Below are 13,666 nucleotides of genomic sequence, written 5' to 3'. Positions count from 1 at the left end.
CTGGCTCAGACTATTGATGGTAATACCTATTATGCAGATCAATTATTTGGCGGTTTAGGTAATGATACCCTCAGAGGATTTAGTGGTGATGATGTCCTGTTTGGTGAACAAGGGGATGATCGTTTAGAAAGTGGTTTGGGCGATGATACTTTGTCTGGTGGGGCGGGGAATGATGTTTTTAACTTGGCATACTCTCAAGAAAATGATCTAGTCATTGATTTCGTCCGAGGACAGGACAAAATTGATGTCAGAAGTCTCAATATTGGTGATTGGAATACGCTGCAAAAACTGATTACTAATGACGGTCAAGACAATGCTTTGATTACAACTTTTTTTGGTGGTTATTCGTCCCAACTAAAACTCAATGGCATCAATCCTAGCCAACTGCAAGCCACAGATTTCATTTTGAATACTGTTAACCTGGCTCAGACTATTGATGGTAATACCTATTATGCAGATCAATTATTTGGCGGTTTAGGTAATGATACCCTCAGAGGATTTAGTGGTGATGATGTTCTGTTTGGTGAACAAGGGGATGATCGTTTAGAAGGTGGTTTGGGTGATGATACTTTGTCTGGTGGGGTAGGGAATGACACCTATTCTTTCCTAGCTAATACTGCTTTGGGAACTGACACAATCATAGAAACCACAACAGGTGGTACTGACACTATTAACTTTAGCGGTACTACAGTTGCCGTCAACCTGAATCTAGGTGTAACCACCTCGCAAACAATTAATAGCAATCTCAAACTCATTCTCTCTGCCAACAACGCGATCGAAAATGCAACGGGTGGCACAGGCAATGACCTTCTCACTGGTAATACACTGAATAACAATCTGATTGGCGGTAACGGAAATGACCGACTCCAAGGGTTAGCAGGAAATGATACCTATTCTTTCCTAGCTAATACTGCCTTGGGAACCGACACAATTATAGAAACCACAACAGGTGGTACTGATACTCTTAACTTTAGCGGTACTACAGTTCCCGTCAACGTAAATCTAGGTGTAACCACCTCGCAAACGATTAATAGCAATCTCAAACTCATTCTCTCTGCCAACAACGTCATCGAAAATGCAACGGGTGGCACAGGCAATGACCTTCTCACTGGTAATACACTGAATAACACTCTGATTGGCGGTAACGGAAATGACACCCTCCAGGGAGGTAATGGTGATGACCAACTCTTAGGAGGACTGGGCAATGATATTCTCACTGGTGGAACAGGGAAGGATAAATATCTGTTCCAAAGTAATGGAGTTTTTAGCACAAGCTTAGGTGTTGATAATATCACTCAGTTTGAAGCGGGACAAGACCAGATTGTGCTGAGTAAAACCACCTTTAATACTGTTACTAATAACGTGGGTCAAGCTTTAACTGACTTTGCAGTTGTCACTAACAATCAATCTGTCAATGCTAGTAAGGCGCGTATTGTCTTTAGCCAAAGTAGTGGCAGCCTATTCTATAATCGGGATGGCAATCTTCTGGGTACAGGAACAGTATTTGAGTTTGCCAGTTTAGGAAATCCTGGTATTACTCTGAATAGTAGCAATTTCAGTCTGATTGTCTAGAACACCAATTCAGTAATCTTGGAATAACCTTTCCCCTAACCCCTCTCCGAAGCGGAGAGCGACTAGGGAGTTAGGTGTTGCATTAGTTTTTCTTGATGAGGTGAAAAGTCAGAATCATACTAATAAAATGCGAAACAGCTTACTAACTAAGTAAAAGAAGATTGTATTCGGGCGATCGCAACTTCAAATTTAGCAAAACTTTCCTATTTAATTCCCTTCACCAATCGTAATAAAATTAAAAGCAGACTTTTTTTTCGTAACTGCCAGTTCTGGAGTTTTTAAAATGAGTCATCAGGGTGCATTAAAGTAAAAAATATTGCTCCTTTACTAACTACCTTTTTCTATGACACCTTCCACAAACCAGGTTTATCCCGTTATTTGGCACAACAACGCAGTGTCACTAATAGACCAAACCCGCTTACCCAACGAGTATGCATTTGTAGAAATTCACCGCAGTGAAGATATGGCGCGGGCAATTAAAACCATGATTGTCCGAGGTGCGCCTGCAATTGGTGTGGCTGCGGCTTATGGAATGTATCTTGGCGCAAGGGAAATTAAAACAAGCGATCGCCACGAATTTTTGCAACACTTAGACAAAGTAGCCCAGTTGTTGCGTTCTACTCGTCCGACAGCTGTGAATTTATTTTGGGCAATTAGCCGGATGATGAAAACTGCCTACGAAACGCTGGGAACAGTGGAAGAAATCGAGCAAATCCTTTTGCAAACAGCCCAAGCAATCAACGCTGAAGATTTGCAAACCTGTCAGGCGATCGGCGACAATGGTTTGGCGGTTTTACCTACTACCCCAGAAAAGCTAACGTTACTTACCCACTGTAACGCTGGGGCGCTAGCTACTGCTGGATATGGCACTGCTTTAGGAGTTGTGCGTTCTGCTTGGAGGGAAGGACGTTTAGAACGTTTATTTGCCGACGAAACCCGTCCCCGTTTGCAAGGTGCAAAACTCACCGCTTGGGAATGTGTGCAAGAAGGTATTCCAGTGACATTAATTACTGATAATATGGCAGCCCATTGCATGAAACAGGGTTTGATTCATGCTGTAGTTGTGGGTGCCGATCGCATTGCTGCTAATGGTGACACTGCCAATAAAATTGGTACGTATAGTGTAGCGATCGCAGCTAAAGCACATAATATACCCTTCTTTGTAGCTGCACCCCTTTCCACTGTTGATTTTGAATTAGCTGATGGCAGTAAAATTCCCATTGAAGAACGCGATCCAACAGAAATTTATCAAGTTGGTGATACCATTCTCACACCTGATGGTGTAGATTTTTACAACCCAGCTTTTGATGTGACTCCGGCTGAGTTGATTACAGCCATCATTACAGAGAATGGAGCGATCGCACCTCATAAATTAGCAAAATCACAGCTAAAGCAAGTAGTGTAAATCATTAAGCGACTTTACTGGTCAAGATAAAGATATGTCGAGAGACGAACCTTCTTTCTCTAAGCCAGAACAGACAATTATCGTTGAAGAAGAATTCAGAAGTCAGAATTCAGGAGTCAGAATCAAGACGCTCGTGGACTCGCTATCAGTGGCGGGTCTGAATCCCCCACTGATTATAGACCACCAAATCTTAGATTTGGTGGGGGTTTTAAACCCGTTTATTCATCCGCCACTCGTACAAAATTCTTGTCTGTTTTCTGACTCCTGACTCCTGAATTCTGTTTTGATAAGTGGTTTAAAGATAATAAATCTTTCTAACAATGAGCCTGAAACCCTTAGAAAACCGTGGTTGATTCTCAGTTTCTGAAGATGTTCAGTAACGACAACTTCAGCAATTATAATCACAGTTTCAGCCGTAGTAACAACAACTTAAGCGTTACTTATCACACTTGAAACGTTATTAACTACAGCTTCAGCTGTAGTTAATAACAATTTAAGCATTAGTTATAACACCTTCAGCAATGATAATCACAGCTTCAGCCGTGGTAACAACAACTTAAGCGTTACTTATCACACTTGAAACGTTATTAACTACAGAAGGAGTTGTTGTTACTACAGCTTTGGAAAAGCAGAATGTTGGGTTTCGTTCCTCAACCCAACCTACAGGTATTATAAGTGTTTAACCGAACCTGATACGATCCCAACGTCGAGCCATAAAGCGGAGAAAGCGGAGCGGAATATGTTCTTACGTCCCCCACTTCTAATAAGTGGTTCTCCCAAAAGGTGGGGTCGAATCCCCATCTGAACCTTCTCCTTTGCTAAGAGCTAAGAGCTCCCTTGCCTCTTTTTCAATTGACTTTAGCTAGTCCAGAAATTTATTTCTGGGCTAGCTAAAGAGCTAATTGACAATGCTGCAATATCTTAGGTTAAAAGACTTGAAGCTGGCCTGCAAATAAAATTCGCCAAAACTTAAGTTGACACCAGTGCATTTAACCAAAATGCTGAATAATTGCCTCGGCAAATTCAGAACATTTTAAAGGTTCAACTGGCGGTTCTAGCAACCGAGCTAAATCGTAAGTGACTTGACTACTCGCGATCGCATCGCTTAAACCTTTCTTAATTAGGTCTGCGGCTTCTTGCCAACCCAGAAACTCCAGCATCATCACACCAGACAAAATCACTGAACCAGGATTAATCCGATCTAAGCCGGCGTGTTTCGGTGCAGTACCGTGGGTAGCTTCAAATATGGCACAAGCATCACCAATATTTGCTCCCGGCCCCATTCCCAATCCCCCAACAATGGCAGCAGCAGCATCAGACAAATAATCGCCGTTTAAGTTCATCGTCGCCAAAATCGAATACTCATCCGGTCTGGTTTGGATTTGTTGAAAAATACTGTCAGCAATCCGGTCATTCACCAAAATCTTATCTTTCCATTTACCCTCACCGTGGGTTGCCCAAATTGAGTTAAGAACAGTTTCAACCTCCTTGACAATTTGCGCTTTTTTCTCCTCAGTGAGAGCATCAAACCCAGGATCGATCTCGCGGGCGTTTTCTTCCAAAGAAATATTCGGATTTTTTTCCTTGTTACTCAAAATCCAAGATTCCCGTTCAGTGACAGTACAGGCGCGAAATTCGCTGGTTGCTAGTTCATAACCCCAATCGCGGAAAGCGCCTTCGGTGTACTTCATAATGTTGCCCTTATGCACCAAAGTCACCTGTTGCTTGTGTTTGGGCAATAGCAAAGCGTGTTTGATAGCACGTCTAACTAAGCGCTGGGAACCAGTTTTGCTGATGGGTTTGATGCCAATACCAGAATCAAGAGGAATGCGTTTTTTCCCATGTTCTGGGGTGGCGGGGATCAGTTCTTCATTGAGAATTTTAATTAAGCGATCGCCAATTTCGCTACCTTGTCGCCACTCAATGCCTAAATAAATATCTTCTGTATTCTCCCGATAAACAATTACATCCAGCTTTTCGGGATTTTTGTGGGGTGAGGGCGTACCTGCATAGTAACGGCAAGGACGCACACAGGCATACAAGTCAAAAATTTGACGTAGTGCCACATTTAAAGAACGAATTCCCCCCCCAACAGGAGTAGTCAAAGGCCCTTTAATAGCAACACCATATTCTTCAATTGCTGTGAGAGTGTCTTGAGGTAAATACTGGTAAGTACCGTATAAATCACAAGCTTCATCGCCAGCGTAAACCTTGAACCAACTAATTTGACGCTGACCTTTGTATGCTTTGGCTACCGCAGCATCTAGCACCTTTTGGGTAGCAGGCCAGATATCTATACCTGTACCATCGCCCCGAATAAAGGGGATAATTGGATTTTCTGGTACGATTGGTTCACCATTTTTGAAAGTAATTTTTGCTCCAGTTGTGGGGGGGGTAATCTTGTCGTACATAGTTCACACACTCCTAATCGATACGCTGCTATTCAAAAAAACCTTATGTGGCAGGCTTGTATATTTTGCTATGTCTTTGCTTGGGTATTGGGCATTGGGGACTGGGTATTGGGAAGAGACAATGGAGTGATTTTTTCAATAATTCCCCCTTCTTCTCCATGTTCCCCCAGTCCCCAGTCCCCAGTCCCCAGTCCCTAGTCCCCAATCTGCAGATTTTCCCCCTATTCCCCTTGTACATTATTTGGGGATTAAGTGTGGGATTCAGTGAAGCGATCGCAATTTTGTACGATCAAAAATAGTAAACTACTTTTCGCTATCAGTGCTTCACTTTAGAGAATGCCCGATAGCTTACCGTTCTTTCACTGACCGCTAAAACGAGAATGGCATGACAGACCCAATGATTTTATCAGGCCCTGCAAATGACATCGACTCCCTCCGACAACCGTTAATCGCTGGGTCTGAAAGAGTCCAACAACAGATAATCCCACAGTTAGCTGAGTTGGGTAATGAGGGATTAGACGTGTTGATGGAATTTTTACTGAAACGACGTGAGAACCCACCGACTTGGGTTGATGGCAAAGCTTACCAAGTCCTTTATAACTCTGATGCACCTCAAGCCAAAGAATTTCTACGATCCTGTTTTCCTGAGGGAATTGTACCTCTAAAATCAGAATGCGGGATTAACTACAATTCTTTGCAACAGCTACTCGCTGCTCAAGACTTCCAAGCCGCCGATCGCATCACCATCGAAAAAATGTGTGAACTATCAGGGCCAACGGCTGTACAACGAAAATGGTTGTATTTTACTGAGGTAGAAAATACCTCGGCTGTTGACTTACAAACCATTAACAACCTATGGTTAGTCTACTCAGAAGGTAAATTTGGTTTTTCAGTGCAGCGAGAAATCTGGTTAAGTTTGGGTAAAAATTGGGAGAATTTCTGGCCAAAAATTGGCTGGAAAGCAGGTAATAACTGGACGCGATACCCTAACGAGTTTACCTGGGATTTGAGTGCGCCTAAAGGTCACTTACCCCTTTCTAATCAACTTCGGGGAGTACGAGTTTTTGCTTCTTTACTTTCTCACCCAGCTTGGTCGAAGAATCCAGAAAAATAATTTTGATATCTAAGATTTCTGATTAGAGTTGTGCAGGATAATCAAGTTTCTGCACTTGCAAAGCAGCCTCACAGTTCCTCAAAAGGGGCGGATAAAAGCCCCTAGTACTGAGTTGGAGGTTACTTGCCGCAGATCCCAAACTAAAAATATTAAATTGGATAATGGCAAACGTTCGTCTAGAAGATATTAAGCGTAGATTCAATAACGTCACCGCAATAGAGGACATTACCTTTGAAATTCCTGATGGCGAGTTTTGGGTTTTAGTCGGGCCATCGGGTTGTGGTAAGTCTACAATTTTGCGAACGATCGCCGGTTTAGAAACCGCTACATCTGGCAAACTTTTTATTGGCGATCGCTTGGTGAATAATATCCCAGCCAGACAACGAGATGTGGCGATGGTTTTCCAAAACTACGCTCTCTATCCTCACATGAGTGTGGCGCAAAACATTGGCTTTGGCTTGGAAATGCGGAAGGTTGACCGAAAAATCATTCAAGAACGGGTGATGAATGTGGCGCGATCGCTTTCTTTGGATCGCTTGCTAGATCGTAAACCCAAACAACTTTCGGGTGGACAACAACAACGGGTAGCATTAGGGAGAGCGATCGCTCGTGAACCCCAAGTGTTTTTACTTGATGAACCTTTATCTAATTTAGATGCCCAATTGCGCGATGATACCAGAGCAGAATTGAAACAGTTACATCAACAATTAGGTATTACAACTATTTACGTCACCCACGATCAAGTTGAAGCGATGACTTTGGCTGATAAAATTGTCGTCCTAAATCGAGGACGTATTCAACAAATTGGCGATCCCCAAACTATTTATGCAAGTCCTGCTAATCAGATGGTGGCAACTTTTTTAGGCAGTCCGCCAATGAATATTTTGCCTGCAATTTATCAAAATAATGGTTTTGATGTGAGTGGACAATTATTAGCGGTTCCAGCAGTTGTAAATGAAAAATTACAGTTGCGTCAGGGACATAGTTTTGATTTAGGGATTCGTCCAGAGCATATCAAAATAAACACTGACTCAGAACGGGTTGAACCCCCCGCTACCGCTAACACTACTCAAAACTCAGGACTATTATCGGTTGAAGTTAAAGTTGTAGAACCTTTGGGAAGAGAAACTTTGATTCGTGCTGGTTTACCTGGTTCGGCGGCGATGTTGAATATTCAGGTAGGCGGTGATATGCGTCTTCGTCCAGGCGATCGCCTTTCTCTACAGCTCGATTTAAATCAGTTGTTTGTATTCGATCCCAAAACTGGGGACAGAATTTTATAAAAAGTTTTTTAAACTGCCAGAAGTAATCGCTAATTTCTAATTTTTTGTAGCCAAAATCTAAGAAAATGAAAACTGCAATAGAGACTGAATAGATTCGCTGCAAAACTTATATGACTATTAATCGACGCCATTTCTTGTTTTTACTTACATCAGGTGTTGGTGCTTTTGCATTAGACGCTTGTGCATCGGCAGAGAAATCTCCTCAGGGAAACACTGCAACTTCCAACACAACACCAAATACAACACCAAATACAACAGCAAATACAACAGCAAATACAACAGCAAATACAACGCCAAATACAACAGGGGCTATCCAACTACCACCTTTACCTTACGCTTACGAAGCACTGGAACCACACATCGATGCCAAAACGATGCAATTTCACCATGATAAACACCACGCAACTTATGTGAAAAACCTGAATGCAGCGTTAGCCAAACACCCAGAACTCAAAGGCAAAACTGTTGAAGAACTGTTGCAAAAACTTGACACTGTACCACAAGATATTCGCAAAACAGTACGTAATAATGGCGGTGGTCATGTCAACCACTCAATGTTCTGGGAAATTATGAAGCCGAAAGGTGGAGGAGAACCAACAGGAAATATAGCCTCCGCGATTAATCAAAATTTTGGCTCTTTTGCAGCTTTCAAAAAACAGTTTAACGAGGCTGGTGCTGGTCGTTTTGGTAGTGGTTGGGTTTGGCTAGTGCGTAACAAAGGTGGCAAGTTGGAAGTGGCAACTACAGCTAATCAAGATAGTCCCTTAAGTGCAGGTAAATATCCCATCCTGGGTAATGATGTATGGGAACATGCATATTATCTCAATTACCAGAATCGCCGTGCCGATTATTTAGACGCTTGGTGGAACGTGATTAATTGGGATGAGATTAATAAGCGGTTTGCAGCAGCAAGTAAATTTGCTTAAAAATTGGGGCGATAAAGATAGCAAAAAATAAAAAATTTATCTTCCGCTCCTGTCAAAGTAATTCGTAATTATAATCAGTATGGGCTGCTCTAGCTTTTATAATTACGAATTACGAATTAGTTAAAGAGGCTTTTGGGTAGGTACACCAATAGCACGCGGAAACTGAACTGGTGTGGTGCTTATTTTACGCAAATACAAACAGTGTCGGATGCTGTGACTTAAGGGTGTTGTAAATTGTTCGATTGATTCAATGACGCCACCCAACTGGATCACAGCATTCTGTAGAGCAGCTGTTTCATCCTCTGTCCAATTACCGCGATAAATTATGGCTAAACCTCCCTGTTTGAGCAGTGGTAGAGTATATTCTGCACAGACAGAGGCTGCCCCTACGGCACGGATCAATGCAATATTATAAGCTCGTCGATGCTGTGGATGCTGACCAATTTCTTCCGCTCTACCAACAAGAGTTTTGGCATTGGTTAGGGCAAGTTCACTTAATATATTGTCGAGCAAAGTAATTTTTTTCCGAGTGGAATCGAGAAGAGTAATTGTGCAATTAGGTACAGTAATTGTCACTGGAACACCCGGAAAACCCGCACCTGTACCAATATCGATGAGAGCGGGAGAAGCAGAGGAGAAATTTCCTGATAACAGAGATGCAATTCCTCGCAAAGAATCCCAGAGATGTTTTTCCCAAAACTCTTGGGGTTCAACAATCCGAGTTAAATTTTGTTGGCGATTACCTTCTAGGATTAACTCATAAAGCTTTTGAAATTGTGCTTGCTGTTGAAGAGTTGGTTGCCAATTGAGAGTTTGCTGCCAGATTTCTGCCATTTCAGGCAATAAGTTTGTCATTTGTCATTTGTCATTTGTCATTTGTCATTTGTCATTTGTCATTTGTCATTTGTTATTTGTCATGGGGGCATTGGGTATGAAGAAGAGACAAAGGAGACAAGGAAGAGAGGGGAGACAAGGGAGAGACTTATTCAATAATTTCCCCTTGTCCTCCTTGTCCTCCTTGTCTCCTTGCTCCCCTGTATCCTCAGTCTCTAGTCCCCTCTCACACAGTTGGTAGAGGTTCTTTAACTTTGGATTCTAGTGTCTTTGGGTCTACTGATTCTAGTTCGCCGTGGTTAAGTGTCCAGCAACGGTCTGCGATCGCTAACAGATCCCCAGCATCGTGTGTCACTATCAACAATGTCCAATCTTGTTTCAGTTTTGCTAATAAATTTACCAGCTGCCGACGCATTGACCAATCTAAACCAGCTGTGGGTTCATCTAATAACAGTAAATTTGGCTGGCGAATTAATTGCACTGCTAAAGCTAAACGTCGTTGCTGACCACCACTCAAAGCATGGGGAGCAGCAAAAAGCGATAAATGCTCTAATCCCACCTCACTCAGCGCCTGTCTGACTCGTTCTGACCCTAACTCAGGATGTCCTAAACGTAATTCTTCTAAAATCGAACCACCACAAAAGTGTCGCTCTGGAAACTGAAATACCAACCCGGCTAATTGTTGTAGCTGTTCGGCTAGAAGTTCTTGTTCCCGCCAGAAAAGAGCGCCAGTAGTGGGTTCGGCTAGTCCCGACAAAATTTCTAGTAAGGTACTTTTACCCGAACCACTCGGGCCAATAATCAGACCTAGCTGCTGGGGTGCTAATTCTAAATTGATCGATTTGAGAATCGCTGTTGGGCACGCTGTCGGATGATAATTTACATTTCGGAGATAAAGCATTTGTTAAGATTACCAAAAAGTCAGCAAATTACTGATTAGCTACACTGAGAGTATCTGGAAAATTCTGGAAAAATTTATAGCGCATTACCTGGATTAACACCTTAATTTAGCAGCAATAATTATGCACTTTTTCTCCATTGTGGCAGACTAAGCCTTAAATAATGGCTAGAGCAAGCCTGGAAGGATGGAAAGATTACCAATATATAAGAAAATTTTGGTTGAAGCAGAGGCAAGTTAAAATTAACCATTTTTGCATTCTAAGTAACACATACAACTATTTCAACCGCAATTATTCTGAGGGTTAAAATGACTAAAAGGTTTTCTTCGCCTCGATTAGTAGTGTCTGCTAAACTCACTACCTTTGCTCAGACTGCTTTTGCAGGTGCGATCGCACTTAATTTGTGGGTAAATCCTTCTTTGGCTGGCGATCCATTTCGCAATCGCGAACCTCATCAAATTGGCAACCAAACAGAAGCAGCTTTTAAAGCAATTTTTCAACAGGGCAACTATCCAGCAACAGATCGTTATCTGGAACAAGCACTATCCAAAGAGCCAAATGAACCTCTAGCTTATGCTATGAAGGCATCTTTAGCATACGGAAATAAGGATTGGGCTAAACTTGACACCTATAGTCAGAAAACTCTAGAAACAGGACAAAAACTGATTCCTAACGACCCATTGCGTGGTAATTTATACACTGCTGTTGGTCATTTTTTAGAAGGTGCAGTAGTTATCACCCGTGAGGGTACAGTCAACGGTGTACCCCAAGCCTTGAGTCGGCTGCGACAAGTTTATGAATATTTAGATAAAGCCGAAGCAATTTCTGCCAACGATCCAGAACTGAATTTAATCAAGGGTTATATGGATTTATTATTGGCGGTTAATTTGCCTTTTGCTAGCCCAGATCAGGCAATTCGACGCTTAGAACAAAATGCTTCTCCTGGGTATCTAGTGGATCGGGGTATTGCTCTTGCTTACCGGGATTTAAAAAGGTATCCACAGGCACTAGAGTATGTGAATCGGGCGATTAAAACCACATCCGATAATCCAGAAATTTATTATCTCAAAGCCCAAATCCTTAAACAACTGGGGCAAAAAGAAAAAAGCCAGCAGATAATCCAGGAAGCGATCGCTAATTTTGACAAAGCATTGACTAAAAAATCTCAACTCCCAGGCGATTTAGTCAAACAAATTGAGCGCGAACGCAGAAGTGCTGTTAGCCTGAAGAATCCTGGGTAATTGGGCATTGGCGATTAAGTTTTTTCTCTATCCCCTATGCCCCATTCTCCATTCCCTACTTTGATATGCTTATTTCCAGAAGAGTAATTGAGATATTAGACCAAAATGGAGATTCAGTTCCGCGAAATTAATCCTTTTGATGTGTGGATTTGGCTGAAATTCAGCACAAATCCTTCTGCGCGTGAAAAGCAATATGTAGAAGAAGTTTTCAATTCCTGGTTTTATCTGGGTAAATTGGGTGCATTTAATGCAGAGAATCTTCAGGTGCAGGACACTGGACTCGATATCAGCTACATGAATTATGATGAACAAGGCTATGACAAAAGCCTAGTAGCACTGATGCACAACATGGGTGAGTTTGAATATGAGGGACAGTGGGGACGTTGTTGGTTTGACTTAGGAACCAGTGATGCGATCGCTCTGGATATTTTAATCAACGCTCTCACACAGCTAAGTCAGGAATATGTGACCATTGAAGAATTATACATCGGTGGCGAAAATCCAGATTGGCCTATTGAAGATAGCGAAAGTCGTCCTCAGTCTATTTATGATAATTAGTTACAAAAATGAATAAAGCTGGCGAAATTCGGGTAATAGCTTTGGGGCTAATTCGGAATGGCAATCGCATATTTCTTTCTGAAGGCTACGATCCCGTAAAACAAGAAACATTTTATCGTGCTTTAGGCGGTGGTGTCGAATTTGGCGAAACCAGCCGCGCAGCCTTAGAACGAGAGTTTCAAGAGGAAATTCAGGTAGAATTAAAGAATATTAAATATTTAGGTTGTATAGAGAATCTGTTTACATTTAATGGTAAGCAAGGTCATGAAATTATTCAGCTTTATCAATGTGACTTTGCTGATTCCAAATTTTATCAACTGGAAAGTTTAGTTTTTTCAGAATCGCCACATCATAAACATAGAGCGTTATGGATAGATATCTCTCGCTTGAAATCTGGGGAATTCAGATTAGTGCCTGAAGTCTTTTTTGAATATTTATAAATCACCTGAAAATTTACTAAGATTGCTTTGCTGTTAATTATGCCACCGCACTCAACAAAGACACAATATACTGGTTGAGACTAACGCCTTCTCGTTCAGAATTCTCAGCTAAACGTCGATGTAAAGATTTCGGCATCCGTAGTAGTAGTTTACCGCTATAGCTATCATTACTACTTGGTAAGGGAATATCATCGCTAGCTTCATAAGCTGTTTCAATCCACAATTCCCGCGCCTCATTGAGATTTGCTATTGTCTCTTCAACAGTTTCGCCTTGGGTAAGACATCCAGGTAAATCTTTAATTTGAGCTACATATCCCCCCTCTGGATCGGGGTAAAGTGTTACAGGGTACTGAAGATTTAAATAATATTCTAAGGACGGCTTCTCAATCTGCTGGTTCTTCTGGTTCAGTGTCTTCATCAATCCACTCTTCTAAATTTAATAGTTCAACTATTTGCTGTACATAGACCCCTTTGACTTTTTGTCCTCCTGTTTTAGGTACAGTGATCGTTTTACCTTGGGAGTCTCGGAAGCTATGATGGCTACCCTTAGATTTTTTCTCTTCAAAGCCAAAAGCTTCCAATAGATAGTAAACTTCCTGAAACCGCACTTCTGGAGGTCGTTTCAAGAAGCGATCTACTAATTTTCTTAATTTGCTCATTGAGAGGTGATACTATATATAGTATCAAAATTTTGAAATATAAAAAAGCTATAAACCCTTGACGAAACTGAGCAGTTATACGTGACTTCACAATGTATCTGGATCTAACTCTTGGGTTTTACCTGCACGGTATTCAGCCATTGCCTCGGTTGCAAGTTTGGCAAGCATCTCTGGAAAACGGGCAAAAGCTTCATCCCAACGGCGTTCATCTTCTGGTTCTGCCAAAATCATCGCCGCAATCGCATCTTGTTCATTGGCAGGCAAGTTTTTTAGTTTGGCGATCGCTTGTTTAAGTAGCTCTATCATGGCTGTTATACGAAAGTC

The 13,666-nt window shown here is 41.8% G+C and carries 15 protein-coding genes; 9 read left to right on the top strand and 6 right to left on the bottom strand.

Annotated elements, in window-relative coordinates; all coding sequences use genetic code 11:
• The 3 genes from V7K41_RS11580 to V7K41_RS11570 all read left to right on the top strand — a co-directional run.
• Positions 1–1,572: calcium-binding protein (locus tag V7K41_RS11580; protein WP_334848193.1), on the top strand; the 1,572-nt coding region annotated here is incomplete at its 5' end.
• A 343-nt stretch (positions 1,573–1,915) separates the two neighbouring features.
• A complete protein-coding gene (mtnA, locus tag V7K41_RS11575; protein WP_334848191.1) occupies positions 1,916–2,977 on the top strand; it encodes an S-methyl-5-thioribose-1-phosphate isomerase in 1,062 nt (353 codons plus the stop codon).
• 34 nt (positions 2,978–3,011) lie between these two features.
• Positions 3,012–3,245 carry a hypothetical protein gene (locus V7K41_RS11570; RefSeq protein ID WP_334848189.1) on the top strand — a complete coding sequence of 78 codons (234 nt, stop codon included), beginning with the start codon at positions 3,012–3,014 and terminating at the stop codon, positions 3,243–3,245.
• 721 nt (positions 3,246–3,966) lie between these two features.
• On the opposite strand, the gene V7K41_RS11565 is transcribed toward V7K41_RS11570, so the two are convergent.
• Positions 3,967–5,388 carry an NADP-dependent isocitrate dehydrogenase gene (locus V7K41_RS11565; protein WP_334848187.1) on the bottom strand — a complete coding sequence of 474 codons (1,422 nt, stop codon included), beginning with the start codon at positions 5,386–5,388 and terminating at the stop codon, positions 3,967–3,969.
• 385 nt (positions 5,389–5,773) lie between these two features.
• On the opposite strand from V7K41_RS11565, the gene V7K41_RS11560 reads away from it, so the two are divergent.
• The 3 genes from V7K41_RS11560 to V7K41_RS11550 all read left to right on the top strand — a co-directional run bounded on the left by V7K41_RS11560 (position 5,774) and on the right by V7K41_RS11550 (position 8,711).
• Entirely contained in the window at positions 5,774–6,502 is a 729-nt protein-coding gene (locus tag V7K41_RS11560) for a GUN4 domain-containing protein (RefSeq protein WP_334848185.1), read from the top strand.
• Between the two features lie 161 nt (positions 6,503–6,663).
• Complete coding sequence (locus V7K41_RS11555) at positions 6,664–7,785, top strand: ABC transporter ATP-binding protein (protein WP_334848183.1); 1,122 nt, start codon at positions 6,664–6,666, stop codon at positions 7,783–7,785.
• Between the two features lie 110 nt (positions 7,786–7,895).
• Positions 7,896–8,711 carry a superoxide dismutase gene (locus tag V7K41_RS11550; RefSeq protein WP_334848181.1) on the top strand — a complete coding sequence of 272 codons (816 nt, stop codon included), beginning with the start codon at positions 7,896–7,898 and terminating at the stop codon, positions 8,709–8,711.
• Between the two features lie 120 nt (positions 8,712–8,831).
• Here the strand turns inward: V7K41_RS11550 and rsmG are convergent, their stop codons facing one another.
• Together rsmG and V7K41_RS11540 are read right to left on the bottom strand one after the other, a co-directional pair.
• Positions 8,832–9,566 carry a 16S rRNA (guanine(527)-N(7))-methyltransferase RsmG gene (gene rsmG / locus V7K41_RS11545; protein WP_334848179.1) on the bottom strand — a complete coding sequence of 245 codons (735 nt, stop codon included), beginning with the start codon at positions 9,564–9,566 and terminating at the stop codon, positions 8,832–8,834.
• 205 nt (positions 9,567–9,771) lie between these two features.
• Entirely contained in the window at positions 9,772–10,446 is a 675-nt protein-coding gene (locus V7K41_RS11540; protein ID WP_334848177.1) for an ABC transporter ATP-binding protein, read from the bottom strand.
• Positions 10,447–10,752: 306 nt separating this feature from the next.
• Here V7K41_RS11540 and V7K41_RS11535 point away from each other — a divergent pair, with 306 nt between their 5' ends.
• The 3 genes from V7K41_RS11535 (at position 10,753) to V7K41_RS11525 (ending at position 12,683) form a co-directional block, all read left to right on the top strand.
• Positions 10,753–11,685, top strand: a complete 933-nt coding sequence (locus V7K41_RS11535; RefSeq protein WP_334848175.1) for a Sll0314/Alr1548 family TPR repeat-containing protein — start codon at positions 10,753–10,755, stop codon at positions 11,683–11,685.
• Between the two features lie 105 nt (positions 11,686–11,790).
• The gene (locus tag V7K41_RS11530; RefSeq protein ID WP_334848173.1) at positions 11,791–12,243 is read left to right on the top strand and encodes a DUF3531 family protein; all 453 of its coding nucleotides are present in this window, start codon (positions 11,791–11,793) and stop codon (positions 12,241–12,243) included.
• 8 nt (positions 12,244–12,251) lie between these two features.
• The gene (locus V7K41_RS11525; protein WP_334848171.1) at positions 12,252–12,683 is read left to right on the top strand and encodes an NUDIX hydrolase; all 432 of its coding nucleotides are present in this window, start codon (positions 12,252–12,254) and stop codon (positions 12,681–12,683) included.
• 37 nt (positions 12,684–12,720) lie between these two features.
• On the opposite strand, the gene V7K41_RS11520 is transcribed toward V7K41_RS11525, so the two are convergent.
• The 3 genes from V7K41_RS11520 to V7K41_RS11510 form a co-directional block, all read right to left on the bottom strand.
• Positions 12,721–13,101, bottom strand: a complete 381-nt coding sequence (locus tag V7K41_RS11520; protein WP_334848169.1) for a type II toxin-antitoxin system HicB family antitoxin — start codon at positions 13,099–13,101, stop codon at positions 12,721–12,723.
• Positions 13,067–13,342 carry a type II toxin-antitoxin system HicA family toxin gene (locus tag V7K41_RS11515; protein ID WP_334848167.1) on the bottom strand — a complete coding sequence of 92 codons (276 nt, stop codon included), beginning with the start codon at positions 13,340–13,342 and terminating at the stop codon, positions 13,067–13,069. Before V7K41_RS11515 ends, V7K41_RS11520 begins: the two co-directional genes overlap by 35 nt.
• 87 nt (positions 13,343–13,429) lie before the next feature.
• Positions 13,430–13,648, bottom strand: a complete 219-nt coding sequence (locus tag V7K41_RS11510) for a hypothetical protein (protein ID WP_334848165.1) — start codon at positions 13,646–13,648, stop codon at positions 13,430–13,432.
• Positions 13,649–13,666: the final 18 nt, after the last annotated feature.

The sequence above is a fragment of the Nostoc sp. genome, assembly GCF_036917415.1.
Taxonomy (GTDB): domain Bacteria; phylum Cyanobacteriota; class Cyanobacteriia; order Cyanobacteriales; family Nostocaceae; genus Nostoc.
The sequence above is the reverse complement of the archived record's forward strand: the minus strand, read 5'-3'. Positions and strand labels throughout refer to the sequence as shown.